14 protein-coding genes, 1 tRNA gene and 1 pseudogene are annotated in these 18,384 nt (G+C 59.3%); 12 read left to right on the plus strand and 4 right to left on the minus strand.

The features are described 5' to 3' along the window. Positions 1 to 51 precede the first annotated feature (51 nt). The 3 genes from ACQKEK_RS16485 (at position 52) to ACQKEK_RS16495 (ending at position 3,414) form a co-directional block, all read left to right on the plus strand. Positions 52 to 564 carry a CvpA family protein gene (locus ACQKEK_RS16485; RefSeq protein WP_499143790.1) on the plus strand — a complete coding sequence of 171 codons (513 nt, stop codon included), beginning with the start codon at positions 52 to 54 and terminating at the stop codon, positions 562 to 564. 84 nt (positions 565 to 648) lie between these two features. Further along, the gene (purF, locus tag ACQKEK_RS16490) at positions 649 to 2,154 is read left to right on the plus strand and encodes an amidophosphoribosyltransferase (protein ID WP_499143791.1); all 1,506 of its coding nucleotides are present in this window, start codon (positions 649 to 651) and stop codon (positions 2,152 to 2,154) included. 48 nt (positions 2,155 to 2,202) lie between these two features. Next, positions 2,203 to 3,414 (plus strand): O-succinylhomoserine sulfhydrylase, encoded by a 1,212-nt coding sequence (locus ACQKEK_RS16495; RefSeq protein WP_499143792.1) that lies wholly within the window; start codon positions 2,203 to 2,205, stop codon positions 3,412 to 3,414. A 95-nt stretch (positions 3,415 to 3,509) separates the two neighbouring features. Here ACQKEK_RS16495 and gspD read toward each other — a convergent pair whose 3' ends face one another. Together gspD and ACQKEK_RS16505 are read right to left on the minus strand one after the other, a co-directional pair. Then, entirely contained in the window at positions 3,510 to 5,786 is a 2,277-nt protein-coding gene (gene gspD / locus ACQKEK_RS16500; protein ID WP_499143793.1) for a type II secretion system secretin GspD, read from the minus strand. A gap of 3 nt (positions 5,787 to 5,789) precedes the next feature. After that, positions 5,790 to 6,425 carry a type II secretion system protein N gene (locus ACQKEK_RS16505; RefSeq protein ID WP_499143794.1) on the minus strand — a complete coding sequence of 212 codons (636 nt, stop codon included), beginning with the start codon at positions 6,423 to 6,425 and terminating at the stop codon, positions 5,790 to 5,792. Between the two features lie 349 nt (positions 6,426 to 6,774). Between ACQKEK_RS16505 and ACQKEK_RS16510 the strand changes: the two genes are divergently transcribed. The 6 genes and pseudogenes from ACQKEK_RS16510 (at position 6,775) to ACQKEK_RS16535 (ending at position 11,758) form a co-directional block, all read left to right on the plus strand. Further along, positions 6,775 to 6,851 (plus strand) — tRNA-Asp (locus ACQKEK_RS16510). A gap of 388 nt (positions 6,852 to 7,239) precedes the next feature. Continuing rightward, positions 7,240 to 7,740: pseudogene (locus ACQKEK_RS16515) on the plus strand (MCP four helix bundle domain-containing protein); the annotation flags it as partial. Between the two features lie 468 nt (positions 7,741 to 8,208). Further along, the gene (locus tag ACQKEK_RS16520; protein WP_499143849.1) at positions 8,209 to 8,865 is read left to right on the plus strand and encodes a methyl-accepting chemotaxis protein; all 657 of its coding nucleotides are present in this window, start codon (positions 8,209 to 8,211) and stop codon (positions 8,863 to 8,865) included. Positions 8,866 to 9,125: 260 nt separating this feature from the next. Next, the gene (locus ACQKEK_RS16525) at positions 9,126 to 10,565 is read left to right on the plus strand and encodes a cytochrome ubiquinol oxidase subunit I (protein WP_045426124.1); all 1,440 of its coding nucleotides are present in this window, start codon (positions 9,126 to 9,128) and stop codon (positions 10,563 to 10,565) included. A 3-nt stretch (positions 10,566 to 10,568) separates the two neighbouring features. After that, positions 10,569 to 11,576 (plus strand): cytochrome d ubiquinol oxidase subunit II, encoded by a 1,008-nt coding sequence (gene cydB, locus ACQKEK_RS16530; protein WP_499143795.1) that lies wholly within the window; start codon positions 10,569 to 10,571, stop codon positions 11,574 to 11,576. 23 nt (positions 11,577 to 11,599) lie between these two features. Next, complete coding sequence (locus tag ACQKEK_RS16535) at positions 11,600 to 11,758, plus strand: DUF2474 domain-containing protein (RefSeq protein WP_499143796.1); 159 nt, start codon at positions 11,600 to 11,602, stop codon at positions 11,756 to 11,758. 278 nt (positions 11,759 to 12,036) lie between these two features. Here ACQKEK_RS16535 and ACQKEK_RS16540 read toward each other — a convergent pair whose 3' ends face one another. Both ACQKEK_RS16540 and ACQKEK_RS16545 read right to left on the minus strand, forming a co-directional pair. Then, entirely contained in the window at positions 12,037 to 13,074 is a 1,038-nt protein-coding gene (locus ACQKEK_RS16540) for an AraC family transcriptional regulator (RefSeq protein ID WP_499143797.1), read from the minus strand. Continuing rightward, a complete protein-coding gene (locus ACQKEK_RS16545) occupies positions 13,071 to 14,081 on the minus strand; it encodes a carbon-nitrogen hydrolase family protein (RefSeq protein WP_499143798.1) in 1,011 nt (336 codons plus the stop codon). Before ACQKEK_RS16545 ends, ACQKEK_RS16540 begins: the two co-directional genes overlap by 4 nt. A 217-nt stretch (positions 14,082 to 14,298) precedes the next feature. Here ACQKEK_RS16545 and ACQKEK_RS16550 point away from each other — a divergent pair, with 217 nt between their 5' ends. From ACQKEK_RS16550 to ACQKEK_RS16560, 3 genes are all read left to right on the plus strand, one after another. Further along, on the plus strand, positions 14,299 to 16,329 hold the full coding sequence (locus tag ACQKEK_RS16550; protein ID WP_499143799.1) for an oxidoreductase: 2,031 nt from the start codon (positions 14,299 to 14,301) through the stop codon (positions 16,327 to 16,329). Positions 16,330 to 16,377: 48 nt separating this feature from the next. Further along, entirely contained in the window at positions 16,378 to 16,818 is a 441-nt protein-coding gene (locus ACQKEK_RS16555) for a nuclear transport factor 2 family protein (protein ID WP_499143800.1), read from the plus strand. Positions 16,819 to 17,005: 187 nt separating this feature from the next. Then, on the plus strand, positions 17,006 to 18,367 hold the full coding sequence (locus tag ACQKEK_RS16560) for a chromosome partitioning protein ParA (RefSeq protein ID WP_499143801.1): 1,362 nt from the start codon (positions 17,006 to 17,008) through the stop codon (positions 18,365 to 18,367). The last annotated feature ends 17 nt before the right edge of the window (positions 18,368 to 18,384 follow it).

Genomic DNA, 18,384 nt, shown 5'->3' on the forward strand with positions numbered 1-18,384 from the left:
TGGCTTGCGCTCTGGTAAAATGCGCCGCCTTTCTCCTTTGCAGGAAACCCTGTGGCATTCACCTGGGTCGATTTGGCGTTCATCGCCGTTGTGGTCATTTCCAGCCTGATCAGTTTGAAACGCGGTTTCGTCAAGGAAGCGCTTTCCCTGCTCACCTGGATCATTGCCGGCGTCATCGCCTGGATGTTCGGTGGTGCGCTTTCGCACCATCTCGCGGACTTCATCAGCACACCTTCCTTTCAAGTCATCGCAGCGTGCGTAATTCTGTTCGTAGTGACGTTACTAGTTGGCGCGCTGGTTAATTTTCTCGTCGGAGAGTTGGTGCGCGTCACCGGCCTTTCCGGTACGGATCGCTTCCTTGGAATGGTATTCGGGGCAGCTCGAGGGGGCTTGCTGGTGGTGGTTTTGGTTGGTCTTCTCAGCCTCGCCCCTGTTCAGCAAGATCCCTGGTGGCGAGAGTCAACATTGCTGCCGCATTTTCTGTTGGTTGCCGACTGGTCGAAGAACCTAATCCTTGGGTTTGGAAGTCAGTGGGTGGCCGGCTCGCTCGATGCTTCAAGCTAAGACGAGCAATCTTTAGAAGGACTCTGCACGGCTAAGACCTGTGTGACGTCCGGATCAGCCTGTAACAACTGAGAGGTTCCTTGCATGTGTGGCATTGTCGGCATTGTCGGTAAGTCGAACGTCAATCAGGCGTTGTATGACGCGCTTACCGTTCTGCAACATCGTGGGCAGGACGCAGCCGGAATCGTGACCAGCGACAGCGGCAAGCTGTTTCTGCGCAAGGACAACGGGCTGGTTCGGGACGTGTTTCAGCAGCGTCACATGCAGCGACTGGTGGGCAACATGGGTATCGGTCACGTGCGTTACCCCACTGCGGGCAGCTCTAGCTCGGCGGAAGCACAGCCTTTTTATGTGAACTCGCCTTATGGCATCACGCTGGCGCATAACGGCAACTTGACCAACGTCGACCAGTTGACCAAGGAGATTTACGAGTCCGACCTGCGCCATGTAAACACCAATTCCGACTCGGAAGTGCTGCTCAACGTCTTCGCCCATGAGCTGGCAGTGCGGGGCAAACTGCAGCCCACCGAGGAGGATGTCTTTGCTGCCGTGGCCAAGGTGCATGAACGTTGTGTAGGTGGTTATGCAGTGGTGGCCATGGTGACCGGCTATGGCATCGTTGGCTTCCGCGATCCGCATGCAATCCGCCCAATCGTGTTCGGGCAGCGGCACACCGATCAGGGTGTGGAGTACATGATCGCGTCCGAAAGCGTTGCGCTGGACGTGCTGGGCTTCTCGCTGATCCGCGATCTGGCACCGGGCGAGGCCGTCTACATCACGGCAGATGGAAAGCTGCACACCCGTCAGTGCGCGCCGAATCCGTGCTACGCGCCTTGTATCTTCGAGCATGTCTATCTTGCGCGTTCAGACTCGCTGATGGATGGCGTTTCCGTGTACAAAGCGCGCTTGCGCATGGGCGAGAAGCTGGCCGACAAAATCCTCCGGGAGCGGCCCGAGCACGATATTGACGTCGTCATTCCAATTCCCGACACCAGCCGTACGGCTGCATTGGAACTGGCCAACCGACTGGGCGTGAAGTTCCGCGAAGGCTTCGTCAAAAATCGCTACATCGGTCGGACCTTCATTATGCCCGGCCAGGCCGCACGCAAGAAATCGGTACGGCAAAAGCTCAACGCCATCGACCTTGAGTTTCGCGGTAAGAACGTCATGCTCGTGGACGACTCCATCGTCCGGGGAACGACCTGCAAACAGATCATTCAGATGGCCCGGGAAGCTGGGGCGAAAAACGTCTATTTCTGTTCTGCAGCGCCAGCCGTTCGCTACCCGAACGTTTATGGAATCGACATGCCCAGTGCACACGAACTCATCGCGCACAATCGCAGCACCGAGGAGGTCGCAGAGCTGATAGGCGCCGACTGGCTGATCTACCAGGATCTGCCGGACCTGATCGATGCAGTTGGTGGCGGTAAGGTAAAGATAGAGAACTTCGATTGCGCAGTGTTTGACGGTAAGTATGTGACTGGCGACATCGATGATGTCTATTTGCACAAGATCGAACAGGCTCGCAATGACCTCAGCAAGAGCAAGGGTGTCGCTGGCAGCGCAATAATCGACCTCTATAACAACTGATCGACAACCTGGCGGCCATGCCGCCTCGGTTCAAGGTGGAAAACGACTATGACAACCGACTGGGACGCAGGCCGGCTGGACAGTGATTTGTCTGGTGCGAGCATGGATACGCTGGCTGTTCGAGCGGGCCAGCGCCGCTCGCCTGAGGGTGAGCATGGCGAAGCGCTGTTCTTCACCTCCAGCTATGTGTTCCGGAGTGCCGCTGACGCTGCCTCACGTTTTTCCGGTGAGGTGTCGGGTAATGTCTATTCACGCTATACCAATCCTACTGTGCGAGCGTTCGAAGAGCGTATCGCTGCTATGGAGGGCGCCGAGCAGGCGGTAGCGACCGCCTCTGGGATGTCGGCGATTCTGGCCATGGTCATGAGCTTGTGTTCTGCTGGTGATCATGTGCTCGTGTCGCGCAGCGTTTTCGGTGCTACGGTTTCGTTGTTCGAAAAATATCTCAAGCGCTTCGGGCTCGAGGTCGACTACGTACCGCTTACCGAGCTTGCAGCCTGGGCGCCGGCATTCAAGCCCAACACCAAGTTGGTCTTCGTCGAGTCGCCATCCAACCCGCTGGCTGAGCTGGTCGACATCGCCGAGCTGGCGGCGTTGTGTCACGGCAGTGGTGCGATGCTCGCCGTGGATAATTGTTTCTGCACGCCAGTTCTCCAGCAGCCTTTGGCACTGGGTGCTGACATCGTCATTCATTCCGCCACGAAATACATAGATGGTCAGGGCCGTTGTCTGGGTGGTGTGGTTGCGGGTCGTGCGGAGCAGATGAAGGAAGTGGTGGGCTTTTTGCGCACCGCGGGCCCAACACTGAGCCCGTTCAACGCCTGGGTATTTCTCAAGGGGCTGGAAACGCTGCGCCTGCGTATGCAGGCCCATTGCGCCAGTGCTCGTACATTAGCCGAGTGGCTGGAGCAACAGCCGGGGATTGAGAAAGTCTACTACGCAGGCTTGCCCAGCCACCCTCAACACGAGTTGGCCAAGCGTCAGCAAAAAGACTTTGGCGCGGTGCTGAGCTTTGAGGTGGTGGGGGGCAAGGAGGGCGCCTGGCGTTTCATCGACGCCACCCGCTTGATTTCCATTACGGCGAACCTGGGCGATAGCAAGACCACCATCACCCATCCTGGCTCGACCACCCACGGGCGACTTTCTGCCGAAGACCGTGCCAAAGCAGGCATTCGCGATAGCTTGATAAGGGTGGCAGTGGGGCTTGAGGACGTGGTTGATCTACAAGCTGATCTCGCCCGAGGGTTGGCGGCGCTCTAAACCAATACGCTCGAGCAAAAAATGACCCCGCTAAGAGTAGGGTCCTTTTTATGAAACCCGGATCAGTGCGGGCGTCGGGGGCTGAAATTGCGATTTCAGTCCTTTGCCGGCTCGAAGTTCACCACGAAACCGTCAAGACGCTGTTCGGTCGCCAGTTCTTCTCGAACCCGAGTGGCCTCCTGGCGACTGTCTATCGGACCCACGAACACCCGATGCGTACGGCCGGTAATGCGCAGGTAGGCGTCAAAGCCCTCCTCGCGAAGCTTGCTCACCAGCGCCTGAGCACTGTCACCGTTTTGCAGGCTTGCCAGTTGAACTGCCCAGCCTGAGCGAGAGGACACCTGGATTGGCGGCTGCGTTTGCGGTGTGAAGCTTTGCGGTGCACGTTCCGTTGCGGGAGTAGAGGGCATGCGGCTGCGTTGCTCCGGCTCGTTGGAGCGCAGGTCGATTGCCGGGGCTGGTTGTCCCTGTCCATCGAATAAACCTTCCGGGGTGGCCGGAAGAATGGTCGGGCTGCCGGGGTTGGTTTCGATGACTCGGATGTCGCTGTACTTCTTGCCCGACAATGCTGCCAGACCGGCGCGGTCGCGGATCACGGTCGGTCGCAAAAACACCATCAAATTGCGTTTGATATGACTTTCCTGCGTTGAGCGGAACAGCGCTCCTAGCAGTGGGATGTCGCCCAGCAGGGGCACCTTCGAATCGGTTCGGGTCACATCGTCCTGAATTAATCCACCCAGTACGATGACCTGGCCATCCTCAGCGAGGATGGTGCTTTTGATGGATCGTTTGTTGGTGACCAGGTCGACGGCCTGAGCAGAAAGGCTGGCGGATGGCGCAATCGAGGAGATTTCCTGCTCGATTTCCAGGCGTAGCGTGGCGCCCTCATTGATATGCGGAACCACCTTGAGCGTGACGCCAATGTCCTCCCGCTCGATGGTCGTAAACGGGTTGTTCGCGCCGGAAGCGTCGGTTGTGTAGGTACCGGTTTGGAACGGCACGTTCTGGCCAACCAGGATCTCAGCTTCCTGATTGTCCAGCGTCAACAAGCTCGGGGTGGAGAGTAGGTTGCTTTTGCTGTTGGCGGAAAGTGCGGTGATCAGTGCACCAAAGCTACGGGTGCCAACGCCGATGATCGCGCCGTCAGGCAGATTGTTGGGGATTTCATTGTCATTGATGGCGTTGAGCACGGTACCAATGGACAGGCCTGTATTGCCAAAACTGACTCCGCCTACGCCGCCCGTGCCACCTCGTGCATCTACGGCCCACTGCACGCCAAGGGCGTCGGTGATATCGCCAGATACCTCAACGATGGCCGCCTCCACCATCACCTGCGCCCGCGGCACATCGAGTTGGCGCACGATTGATTCGAGAGTCGAGATCAGTTCGGGTTCCGCCAGCATGACCAGTGCGTTGAGGCTCTCGTCCGCGCGAATGAGTATGTTCTGCTGACGTCCCGCTCCCCCTTGGACCTCGCCATCCCCTTGTTCGGCGAGGCCTTCGGAAATGTCGCCGAGCATCTCGGCCAGCGACTTGGCGTCATTGTGGCGCAGGCGAATCACCCGCGTATTGGCTGAGCGCGTGCTGGGCGTATCGAGTGTCTTGGCCAGGCTGGCCAGCTTCTGGCGCGCCAGTTCCGGTCCGGTGAAGATTAGGCGATTGGTGCGCGAATCGGCAATGATCTGCGCACCTGCGGTGTCCTTAGCTTCGCCGCGTGCCAGGGTGTTGCGCAGCACTTCAGCGATGTCGACGGCCCAGCCATATTGCAGATTCACCACTGAGTAATCGTCGTTCTGGGCTTGGTCGAGCTGTCGGACCAGCTCTTCGATGCGTGCGATGTTGGCGCTACGGTCGCTGATGATCAGCGCGTTCGCCGAACTGACCGCAGCGAGATGCCCGTACTGTGGAACCAGTGGGCGGATCAGTGGGATCAGCTCGGTCGCGGATGTGTGCTGGACCTGGATGACGCGGGTTTCCAGCAGATCCCCTCCAGTCGGGCCCCCACCGGCCTCCGATTTCGCTTCCGCGTTCGGCACGATTCTGGCGACCTCACCCTGCGTGAGTACGCTGTAGCCGTGAGTTGCCATGACCGACAGGAACAATTGGTAGACCTCCTCCAGCGAGAGGGTCGTAGACGATACGACGCTCACCTGACCCTTTACGCGAGGATCAACGATGAAGGTCTGTCCGGTCAGTTGGCTGATCTGGTCAATGAAGGCCCGAATGTCGGCGTCCTTAAGGTTGATCGTCCAGCCGTCCTGTTGGGTCTCGCTTGGTTCGATTCCGGGATCGGCCGCGTATAGGGGCAGGGGGGCGGCGAGCAGACCGGCGGCGAGCAATGCAATGAGCGGGCGGGAGGAAAAAGGCAGCATCGGTCAGTTGTCTTCCGTGGTCTGTTCGTCGGAGGGCATGGTTTCTGGCGGGCTTGTAGCCCCTTCCATTTGTTGCCGGAGTGCTTCCATTTGCTGTTGAAGCATCTCCGCTTGCGGATCGAGAGCTTCCATCTCCGCTGGTTCACTGTAGTCGGGCAGCCTATCGGGCACGGCCGTGGGAGAACGGACGCTTGGGAAGAACAGGCTGTCAATACGACCGCCACTCTTTACCTCAACCCTGTCGGGTTGAACGCTGTACAGGCGTACCCCTGACTCCAGTTCTTGTTCGACCCGATAAAGCTGTGGCGGTTGGCCGCTTAACTGAATGATCGCAGTCGACCGAGCCGGGTCGGCATGAACGAAGCTGCCTAGCAAGGTTAGATCAGAACTCGATTCGCCGGGCCTATAGCTTTGTCCGCTCGAGGCCGGGGATCCGAACAACCCTTCCATTCGCTCCAAATCAGGCGCGGCCCCGGCGGGTTGGCTGCTGTCCGTAATGGCTGCAGGCGGCGTTTGGGTCAGTCTGAGCCAGGCCATGACCTGACTGGCCAGGTAGAGACCAAATAGCACGACAATGACTGCGCTGAGGATCAGGGGCGCAAACCGGCGAATTTTCTGCAGCGCTGCGGGGGAAGCCAAGCTAGGCACTCCGTGAAACCAAATGTTTGATGGTCATGAACGCTGACTCGCGGCGGCGGTTGCTGAATATATGAACAGCGGGCTTGGCTGCCAGTGTAGACCCGGACCATGACAAAGAAGCACTTGAGTATGCCAGTGCAACTGACTGTTTTTCAGGCAAAAGGTGCCCGGAGGTCGTGGAATGAGCGATGGGGCCACGAGGGCTCGGAATAATTTTGAAAAAATCGCGACACACTGTTGACTTGATTTCCCTTGGTGCGTAAATTGCGCGCCTCGCAGGGCGATCAGCCATCAGCCTTAACGGTTGACACTAAAGGCCTTGCGAGTCGGACGAAAGTCCAGCCGACGCGCAGCGGTAGTTCAGTCGGTTAGAATACCGGCCTGTCACGCCGGGGGTCGCGGGTTCGAGTCCCGTCCGCTGCGCCATATTTGCTTCCCTTCTGCGGAAGCCACGCGAAAAGCGGCCTTAGGGCCGCTTTTTTCGTTTCTATCGTCTGTATTCCCTCTTCGCTTCATCGAACGTGGGCGCTTGCGTCTGGCCGCGGTGCGCTTGCCTGTCTTCAACTCCGACGACCCTCAAAAGTTGTACATCGTAGATTTAAAGTAGCGCTTTGCACTGCTTGGGAGGTGTTCTAGCGCCGAAAAATCGGTTGTTTTGGGTTGTCAGAGCAAAATACTTGTACAAAGATATGTCATTGTGACATCTTGTTGTACAAGTTATGGGTGGCCTAGAGCTTTCTCTTGCCGCGGCGTAACGACATTCATCTCCGGCTGCCGCGCAGCACGTATGCAGAGACTCTCAATGAACAAGCAGATGTCAGTATCCAAGCGCCTCGGTCTCGGGTTTTTCGTCATTCTCGCGTTGATGGCAGTCGTGGCCATGGTCAGTGCGCTCAAGGTCGACACGATCGATCGGACCATGAAGAGCATCAGCTCTCAGGCGGGTCTGAAGCAGCGCTACGCGATCAACTTCCGGGGAAGCGTTCATGATCGCGCAATTGCCGTACGGGACGCGGTTAGCGCGGCTGACGCTGATTTCGCACGAGGTCGGGTAGCGGAGATCGATCATCTTGCAAAGTTATATGCCGACTCCGCCGGCCCGATGAAGGCAATGCTTGCGCAGCGCACGGCTGACCCGGTCGAGCTTCAGCTGATGGGGCAGATCGAAGCGATCGAAGCGAAGACCAACGACCTGACCCGAAAAGTCGTCGACATGCGGTTCGCTCAAGGCTCGGAGCGGGCATACGCCTTTCTCTTGGAAAATGTCGCTGGCGCTTACAGCGAGTGGCTTCGGCTGATCAATGCCTTTATCGACCACCAAGAAACGTCCATAAGCGAGCAAGTGACTGTGGTACGCGATACAGCTAGCGGCTTTCTAATGCTCATCATCACGGTCACTGGTCTAGCGATTTTGCTGGGCACAGCTATCGCCATGCTGATCATCCGCAAGTTGCGATCGACCCTTGGTGCTGAGCCTGATGAAGTGGCGCGGGTGATTGGTAATCTTGCTGACGGCGATCTCGGCCAGGTGATCCTAACTCGCTATCCAGATAGCGTAATGGGGGCGACTGCGAAGATGGCCGGTCGATTGACCGGCATCATTGCCGAGGTTCGTGCTGCCGCAGACGGGCTGGGTGTCGCGTCGGGAGAACTGCTTACCTCATCGTCCAACAGTAGTCAGCAGATTCAGCAGCAGTCCGCAGAGGCTGAGCAGGTGGCGACTGCCATCAATCAGATGGCGGCGACTGTCAGTGAAGTCGCAAACTTTGCGGCCCGCGCCGCGATGGCCGCCAAGAGCGCCGACGAGCAAGTCGAGACCGGCACGCGAGTGGTGGGTGAAACGGCGATATCGATCCACAATCTGGCCAAGGTGCTCGAGCAAGCCACCGAGACGGTTAGCCAGGTTTCCAAGCAAAGCGGCAGCATCGAAAAGATTCTTCAGGTCATTACCGCCATTGCGGAGCAGACCAATTTGCTGGCGCTTAATGCTGCCATCGAGGCCGCGCGCGCCGGTGAGCATGGTCGAGGTTTTGCAGTGGTGGCGGATGAGGTGCGGTCGTTGGCGAACCGGACTCAGCAATCGTCAAGCGAGATCAGCGAAATGATCGAGTCGTTGCAGGCGGGAGCAAGCAAGGCGGCTGAGGTGATGCAAACCAGCAAGCGAATGGCGCAGCAGACGGTCGAGCAGACCCTCGAGGCGGAGGGCGCTCTGTCGAAGATCCGCCAGGAGGTTGGCTCGATCAACGAAATGAATGCTCAGATCGCCACGGCATCCGAGGAGCAGAGCGCGGTGGCCGAGGAGGTCAACCAGAGCGTGACGCGCATTCATGACTCCGCCGTGGCCAGCTCCGCTGCCTCTAATCAGGTTGCTGCTTCGAGCAGAGACCTGACGACGCTCGCCCAGGAATTGAATCGAAAAGTTGGTTACTTCCGGGGCTGATGTAGGAGGCCTAAGCCTTGCTGGTGCACGGCAAGTGACCTTCGGACGCGTTAGGCGTATTGCCGGCGCGGCTGATGGCCGCAGCTGAGCCACAAAAAAGGCCAAAGCGGAGGGGTATGGCCACACCCTAGGCTGTTTTACCTTGACCTGCGTCAACCTGTAACGGGGTATCCGGCGCACCCTTGCGGTTAAATGCTGTCAGTAATGCGTGTTGTGACTAACAAGCCAGGGGCTGATGGCGTACTGACGAGGGGTGGTTAATGTTCGGTTTGGAAGCGCTTGAACTTGCGCGGATCCAGTTTGCTTTCACGATTTCCTTCCACATCATCTTTCCAGCGATCACCATCGGGTTGGCGAGTTTCCTGGCAGTGCTGGAAGGGTTGTGGCTGAAAACCAAGCGCCAGGTCTATCGAGACCTCTACCATTTCTGGCTCAAGATATTCGCCGTCAACTTCGGAATGGGTGTGGTATCGGGGATCGTCATGGCCTACCAGTTCGGTACGAACTGGAGCGCCTATTCCGAATTCGCTGGAAGCGTCACGGGGCCATTGCTGGCTTACGAGGTGCTGACAGCTTTCTTCCTTGAAGCCGGTTTCCTCGGCGTCATGCTGTTTGGCTGGAATCGCGTGGGCGCCGGGCTGCATTTCTTTTCGACGCTGATGGTGGCAGTCGGCACCCTGATCTCCACGTTCTGGATCCTGGCTTCGAACAGCTGGATGCACACACCGCAAGGGCACGAGATCATTGATGGCATCGTGATCCCAGTGGACTGGTTTGCCATCGTATTCAACCCCTCGTTCCCGTACCGTCTGACGCACATGGCGATTGCTGCCTTTCTCGCGACTGCGTTCATGGTCGGCGCATCTGCCGCCTGGCACCTGCTGCGCGGCAATGACAACCCGGCGGTGCGAAAGATGCTTTCCATGGCGATGTGGATGGCGCTGATCGTTGCGCCGATCCAGGCCGTGGTCGGAGATTTTCACGGGCTCAACACGCTTGAATACCAGCCGGCGAAGATCGCCGCGATGGAAGGTCATTGGGACAACTCGTCAGGTGAGCCTACTCCGTTGTTGCTGTTTGGCTGGCCAGATATGGAGCGCGAAGAAACCCGCTACAAGGTCGAAATTCCGTACCTTGGTAGCCTGATTCTCAAGCACAGCCTGACCGAGCAGATCCCGGCGCTGAAGGACTTCCCCAAAGAAGACCGGCCCAATTCCACCATTGTGTTCTGGACCTTCCGTGTGATGGTCGCGCTCGGTCTACTGATGATCTTCACAGGCTTCTGGAGTCTGTGGCTGCGTCGGGGTGGCAGGCTGTTCCACTCCAAGCCCTTCTTGCGCCTCGCATTGCTGATGGGCCCGTCGGGGATTATCGCAATTCTCGCCGGCTGGTTTACCACCGAGGTTGGGCGGCAGCCGTGGGTGGTGTACGGGATCATGCGGACCGCCGATGCAGTATCCAACCATGGCGCCGGGCAGCTTGGTCTGACCCTGGCGATGTTCGTCCTGATCTACTTTGCGGTGTTCGGCATCGGGTTCGTCTACGTCCTGCGTCTGATCGGCAAAGGGCCAATCATCAACGAGGGAGACGAGAAGGGCGCCGGTGGGCCGGGGGAGAAGCGCACGCCAATGCGGCCGCTGTCCGCCGCAGACGAGGCGATACCGCACGATCATGGCGACAAACTGGGCGAGAGGAACTGACTTATGGGTATTGATCTTTCGCTGATCTGGGCCGTCATCATCATCTTCGGCATCATGATGTACGTGGTGATGGATGGGTTCGATCTGGGTATCGGTATTCTCTTTCCGTTCCTGGCTGATACCTCCGAGCGGGACGTCGCGATGAACACCGTGGCGCCAATTTGGGACGGCAACGAGACATGGCTTGTACTGGGCGGTGCAGGGCTGTTCGCAGCGTTCCCGCTCGCCTATTCGGTCGTGCTTTCGGCGCTCTACTTGCCGATCATCTTCATGTTGATGGGGTTGATCTTCCGCGGTGTGGCGTTCGAATTTCGCTTCAAGGCCAGCGCGTCTCGTCAGCATGTGTGGGACAAGGCCTTTGTTGGCGGCTCGCTGGCGGCGACCTTCTTCCAGGGTGTCGCACTTGGCGCCTTCATTCATGGCTTCCCCGTGGCTGATCGAGCTTATGCCGGTGGTCCGCTGGACTGGCTGACGCCGTTCTCGGTGTTCTGCGGCGTGGCGCTGATCGTGGCGTATGCCCTGCTGGGCTGCACCTGGCTGATCATGAAGACCGCTGGCGATCTGCAAAAGCGCATGCATGACATTGGCATTCCGCTGGTCTGGGCCGTGCTGGCCGTAACCGGGATCGTCAGTATCTGGACACCGCTGACCCATCCGGATATCGCTGAGCGCTGGTTCAGCATGCCGAACCTGATCCTGTTCTTGCCGGTGCCGATTCTGGTGCTGGCATGTACGTTCGGGCTGCTTCGATCGATCAAGCGTTACGCTCACTACTCGCCATTCCTGTTCACCCTGGCGCTGATTTTCCTGGGCTACAGCGGGCTCGGAATCAGCCTCTGGCCGAACATCATTCCGCCGTCCATCAGTATCTGGGACGCCGCCGCACCGCCTCAGAGCCAGGGGTTCACCCTGGTCGGGGCGCTGCTGATCATCCCGCTGATCCTGATGTACACCGCGTGGAGTTACTACGTATTCCGCGGCAAGGTCAGTGCAGACGACGGCTACCACTGAAACGGGCCGTCACGGAGCGATATATGCAAAACAAGCACGAAAGCAGTGCAGCCAGGCCCAAACCGCTGTGGAAGCGAATGACCTGGTTGGTTTTGATCTGGTCGGCCAGCGTTCTCGCGCTGGGTGTGGTTGCCTGGCTGCTGCGCCAGGCGATGACCGCGGCGGGTCTGACGTCGCCCTAACCGCCGCGCTAGAGCCTGTCTGCAGCCTGCGGCGATATGGCGCGTTGTGGCAGCAGCCCGCTCGGGCTATTTATTGGTTATCCGCCGTGTGAAGCGGTTCATGTTTCGGTCATGTGCGCAGGGTAGTTTCGCTGGCATGGACTTTGAAGCGCAGAACTGGGCAAACCGAAGAAGAGGATCGTTTCTATGGACGACTATCAAGACGAAATTCTCGAGTCGCACGCATCTGAGCAGGACGGGCCGGAGCCTGCTGACGACGCCTTCGAGCTTTGACGGAATCAGTCGGCGCGCCGTTGTGCGCGCCGATACTCTCCCGGCGTCTGGCCGCTCCAGCGTTTGAATGCGCGCTGGAAGGCTTCCGCCGAAGAGAAACCGAGTAGCCAGGCAATCTCGCCGAACGCCGACTCGGTGTCCCGAATGTAGGCCATGGCAAGATCGCGGCGGGTGTCGTTGAGAATCGCGCGGTAACTGGTGCCTTCTTCATCCAGCTTTCGACGCAGCGTCCAGGGCGGTAATTGCAATCGTCCTGCAACTTGCTGCAGATCGGGCTCCTGGCCTTTGAGCATCGGTCCGAGGAGCTGAGCCACTCGCTCGCGGATGCTGCGGGTTCGAGTGCGAATCTCCAGTTCCGCCTCGCAGAGTTCGAGAAGCTGGCGCCAGGTGCCCGGGCAATGCTCCGGATTTCGGAGCGCCAGTGTCGCCTGATCCAGTCGCAGTTGATTGTGCTCGGCGCCGAATTCGATCGTTCTTGCGAAGAACGCTTCGTAGCGTGCAGCGTAATCAGGGCGTTGAAATTCAATCTGCACTGCAACCGGGGTCAACGGCTGGCCCGCGACCGCGCCAAGTTGCGTAACCCAGCTGGCCAATACGGTGTCCACGACGAACCGGTTGTAGCTGTTGTACGGGCTGATCGAGTAGAACCTGAGCCAGGCACCAGATGCATCCTCGTGAAACCCTGAGGCGCCCCGGTAATTGGACGCATAAAGCGGCTCGTAGCGAATCAGTGCACGTGCGGCTTCGCGCACCGTAGGGGCTAGCGTCGAGGTCACACCGACCAGGCCAAGGTGACCGGCCTTGCGCAGCCGCCCCATTTCGAGCCCTAGCCCTGGGTCACCCACCATCTGCATGGCCGCATGACCCAGACGCATGTAGCGAGGAATCGACAGCCGCGCTCGCGGCTCCGCTAGCCGCGCATGATCGAGGCCATACGCATCCAGCAGCGGTTGGGGGTCGATCTGCTTTTCCTGCAGGGCACTGACCAGGCTGTGCACGAAGCCAACCGAGAGATCACCAAGGCGGACCCGTTGACGGTTCATGGTCGATTCGGCAGCCACTGGTTGCGCAAACGCACCGGCTCGCCGTGATGGTGTCGTGTCGGCCTGCGAGGCGAACCGACGAGATTCCAGGGCAGCCCCAGCGTATGCACATCCATCCGCGCCAGTTTTGCAGTTACGCCCAGGTTCTCGCCGCAGGTGGCCAGCGGTTCGTCACGTGCGCCCGGTACTGCAATTAGCTCCGCTTCGTCGGCAACATGCCGTGCATAGGCATCGCAGCCGAGCAAAACGATCAACCGACCAGCCGGCGTCTGGAGTACCGATGGCGCCTGACCTTCGAGCGCTTCGCTGTAACGGCGCTCATAACGACTCAGTTTATGCTTGTACTGCAGTGGCCCCAGTACCTCGCCGTCCGGTGTGAAACTGAGGCTGACCTGCCGAAGCGGCCCGGTACCGCTCCGTAGTCGACCTTCGTCCAGATAGGGTTCGGGCAGCACGATCGAGCCGGCGACGAGTGTCACACCGTACGCCTTCGCCAGGCCTCCGAAAATTAGCTGATAGTCATCAGCCATCTTCCGTGCCTTGATCTTTAGAACGGCCTCAGTACGGTGATCATCCCCTTCGTTGCCCAGTAGCGCACGCAAGTAGTCCCAAGGGTTGCTCAGCGCCATCCACTGCACGGCGTCGCGCAGCGTGCGGGCCTGCTGGACTTCAGGCTTCTCGCCGAGGGCGAACAGGCCCGTGCCGACATGCTCTGGCAGCACGACAACCGTTCGGGGATTGAGCAGTCCGGCTTCTTGCGCCTGGTCCAGGTAGGTGGCGAACTTCAATTGCAACCGCTCGCGGCTTTGGTAGTCCGCGGGCATTAGTCGGGTTTCGATCCCAAGCAGGTTGCCGGCTTCACCCGGCTGGCCCTGGCTCTCGATAGGCAGGACCCGAAGGTCAGACAGCAGAGGGCCGCTGCCCCGGTCTTGGGTCCAGTCGAGGTAGATGACGAGCGCCACGAGGGCGAGCACGGCGAGGCCGAGCAACTTGCTATAGGTGCGCATGGGTTACAGAGCTGGATATGTTCCCGCAGAGACTAGGCATCGCACAGCCGCTTGCCAAGCGTTTTGCGCATTTGAGTCATGTAGTTGTGATTTTCGGTCATTGAGCGCGTGGCAGGTGCTGTTTATCGTCACGGCACTGCGACTGCGCCCGACAGAGGCGCGGCGATCCGACCGACGAATTCTGGCACTGGCTGTGCCGCCTGATCGAGGAACGAACATGACTGCTTTTCCGCATCTGCTGGCTCCGCTGGACCTGGGGTTTACCACGCTGCGCAACCGCACGCTGATGGGCTCGATGCATACAGGGCTGGAAGAAATGCCCAATGGTTTCGAGCGCATGGCCGCGTTCTTCGCCGAGCGGGCACGTGGAGGCGTGGGTCTGATTGTCACGGGTGGGGTAGGGCCGAACGAGGAAGGTTCGGTGCGCGCCGGAGCAGCTAAGTTGTCGACCCTCGGGGAAGCCGAAGAGCACAAGGTGGTCACTCAGGCGGTGCACGAGGCAGGTGGCAAGATCTGCATGCAGATTCTCCACGCCGGGCGTTATGCCTACAGCCCTCAGCTGGTGGGCGCGAGCGCCATCCAGGCGCCGATCAACCCCTTTACCCCACGCGAGCTGGACGAAGAGGGCATCGAGAAGCAGATCCGTGACTTCGTCAATTGTGCAGGTTTGGCTCAAAAGGCAGGCTATGACGGCGTCGAGATCATGGGGTCGGAAGGCTACTTCATTAACCAGTTCCTGGTGTCCCATACCAATCACCGCACCGACCGTTGGGGTGGCAGCTACGAAAACCGTATGCGTCTGCCTGTAGAAATCGTCCGTCGTGTACGCGAAGCGGTAGGCCGCGAGTTCATCATCATCTATCGCCTGTCGATGCTCGATCTAATGGAAGGCGGCAGTACCTGGGACGAGGTGCTGATGCTGGCCAAGGCCATAGAACAGGCCGGTGCCACCTTGATCAATACCGGCATTGGCTGGCACGAGGCCCGCATTCCTACTATCGCCACCAAGGTGCCACGCGCGGCGTTTACCAAGGTAACGGCGAAACTGCGCGGCCATGTCGGCATCCCGCTGGTAACGACGAACCGCATCAATACGCCGGAAGTCGCCGAGCAGGTCTTGGCAGAAGGTGATGCAGACATGGTGTCCATGGCTCGTCCGTTCCTTGCCGATCCAGATTTCGTCAACAAGGCGGCTGCGGACCGCAGCGACACCATCAATACCTGTATCGGCTGCAACCAGGCCTGCCTGGATCACACCTTCAGCGGCAAACTGACCACCTGCCTGGTCAATCCGCGCGCGTGCTACGAAACAGAGCTGAATTACATCCCCACCACCACGGTCAAGAAGATTGCCGTGGTGGGAGCCGGCCCGGCTGGCCTAGCCGCTGCTACCGTAGCGGCGGAGCGCGGTCATCAGGTAACGCTGTTCGATTCCGCCAATGAGATTGGTGGTCAGTTCAATATCGCCAAGCTCGTGCCGGGCAAGGAAGAGTTCTTCGAAACCCTACGCTACTTCAAGACCAAGCTGCAGAGCACTGGCGTTGACGTCCGCCTGAATACGCGCGTTAGCGCTGCTGATCTGCTAGCCGGCGGTTTTGATGAGATCATCCTGGCAACCGGGATTGCGCCGCGCACGCCCGATATCCCAGGTATCGATCATCCAATGGTGATCAGCTACATCGACGCAATCCTGCAACGTAAGCCTGTTGGGCAGCACGTAGCAGTCATCGGTGCCGGCGGGATCGGCTTCGATGTGTCGGAGTTCATCACTCACAACGGCCTCTCGACCAGTCTCGACAGAGAGGCGTTCTGGCGCGAGTGGGGTATCGACCTCGCGCTGGAAGCTCGGGGTGGAGTGGCAGGCGTTCAGCCTGAGCCACACGCACCGGCACGGCAGGTGTATCTGCTGCAACGCAAAAAGTCCAAGGTGGGCAACGGCCTGGGCAAGACGACCGGTTGGATTCACCGTACTGGGCTGAAGAACAAGCACGTGCAGATGATCAGCGCCGTCGATTATCTGGGGGTCGACGATAAGGGGCTGCATATCCGGGTGGCAGATGGTGAGCCGCAGGTGCTTGCAGTCGATACGGTCATCGTCTGCGCCGGCCAGGACCCGTTGCGGGAGCTGCAAGCCGAACTGGAGTCGGCTGGGCGCCAGGTCCATCTGATCGGAGGGGCCGACGTTGCCGCAGAGCTCGATGCCAAGCGCGCCATCAATCAGGGTTCGCGGCTCGCCGCTGAAGTTTGATACCGGAGCCCCGCTTTAAAGCGGGGCTTTTTGTAAAGGAGCAACGACGTGAGCACATCTCTTCCACTACAACCGGCCGCTGCCGCAACCTTACAGCGCTGGCATCAGATGATTGCAGCTGGCGATCTCAGCCGGTTACCCGAGCTGCTGCACCCGCAGGCGGTGTTTCGCTCGCCGATGGCCTTCACTCCCTATGAGAGCGCTGCGGCGGTCAATCTGATCCTCAATACCGTGGTCAGGGTATTCGACGACTTCGCCTATCACCGCGAGCTGGCCAGCACCGATGGCACGGACGTCGTGTTGGAGTTCAGCGCTCGCGTCAGTGATCGTCAGCTCAAGGGTATCGACATGATTCGCTTCGATGAGACTGGGCTGATTACCGATTTCGAAGTCATGATCCGGCCGATGAGCGGGCTGCAGGCGCTCGGTGAGGAAATGGGCAGGCGTCTCGCACCTCAGCTTGCAGCAATGAAGGGCCGACCGGCTTAGTCCAACCCGTTCACAGTTTGCCGGTGGCGTTTCGATAGCCAATCCTGGCGCCGAAGTCGCTGCCAACCCAGTCACATTGCCGGTTTTGCTTTTTCCCCTACACTTCGGCCCAACCATGGGCTAGCGAGCGCCGAGCGCCTGCAGCGCGGATATCCCGCGGGCCGTTCAAGTTGTTGAGGAACCGAGCATGCAGATCAAACCGCAGACGGTCGAAGCCGTACTGTTCTTCAATGATGGCGGCGTCTGCAAGGAAATGCTCTACCCAGAATTCGAGGCCATGCTCGATGGGGTGGTGAGCATGCCGGAGTTCGCCGATCAGCAGATGCGGGTCGCATATGTGCTGGTCAATGCACGGCTGCAGATTCGCGCGGCGGTGTTCTTCTATCTCGATTTCAACGAGGACGGATCAGCCGACAGTGGCTGGAATATCCCGCTGCGCAGCCTTGCCGAACGCACCGGGCGCGGGCCGGATCTCGGCGCTGGGCCGATCCGCTTGGCCTGTCGCAGCCAGTGCCCGGTATCCTGGCACCAAATGCACTTGTGGGACCCGGACCTGACGCCCGGCAAGAACCACTTCGTCATGTTGCGTGATCGCATCAAGCGCAACCAGCTGGGGCTGCTGGTGGAAGAAGAGGCACCACAGGCCGTGCCCACCGAGCGTCTACAAATGGTGGCTGAAGACACTTGGTACGCGCCGGACGCGGCCAGGCAGGCTGCTACTCGCCGCACTGAGCAGCTCGAAAAGGAACAGCGGCTCAAGGCTGCGCAGTTGATCAAGCAGCAGCGTTTGCGCATTGCCAGCCTGGAACAAATGCGCGAGGCCGACCTCGCCAAACTGCGGGATCTGGCCGCCCAACAGCAGGCAACGCTGCAAAATGAAATCACCCGATTGCGTGGGCGGCTGCTTGAGCATGAGCAGCAGACAGTGAACCTTCGCGCCCAGCTCGCGGAACAGGCCGAGGGGTTCCAGAAGACCCGTGAAGAGATGAGTCAGCAGCTGCGCGCGGTTGAGCAGAACAGTCGTGACGAAGCCGATGCTGCACTGGCGCGCTTCAACACCGAGCTGCAGGTGCAGGTCGCCGCAGCGGTTGCTGAATACAAAGAGCAGATTGCTATTCGGGACGTCGAGCTGGCTTATCGCAACGAGCTGGATGCGCAACTGCAGGAAGAGATCGAAGCGCTACAGAAGCAGGTGGGCGTGCTGGCCGAGCAATCGGGGGACCGAGTGCTCGAAAGGCTGTCGCGGATCGGCGTGGTGTTCATGGCTTATCATCCCGGCGCCGGACATCTGACGATCGCGCTTCAGGATATGGCGCGCTATCAGGAGAATCCGCTAGCGTACGCCGCCGCTAAATGTGCGGTCTCCGAGGAGCAGTACGGCCAATGGGTTCAGCATTATCAACAACCTACCTGCGTGGCCAGCCTCTCGACTGGGGAGCGCTGCAACATGCCCTTGGACAAAGTCGACTCGCCTGCACGCTTCGTGATCGGCGAGTCCAATTGTTGCGCCAGGCACCGGTCTCAGGATCGACTGCGTACCGGTAGCTGATAAGGTCTCTATCATTT

Origin of the sequence: Pseudomonas sp. NPDC077408 (assembly GCF_050269105.1) — a bacterium.
Taxonomy (GTDB): Bacteria; Pseudomonadota; Gammaproteobacteria; order Pseudomonadales; family Pseudomonadaceae; genus Stutzerimonas.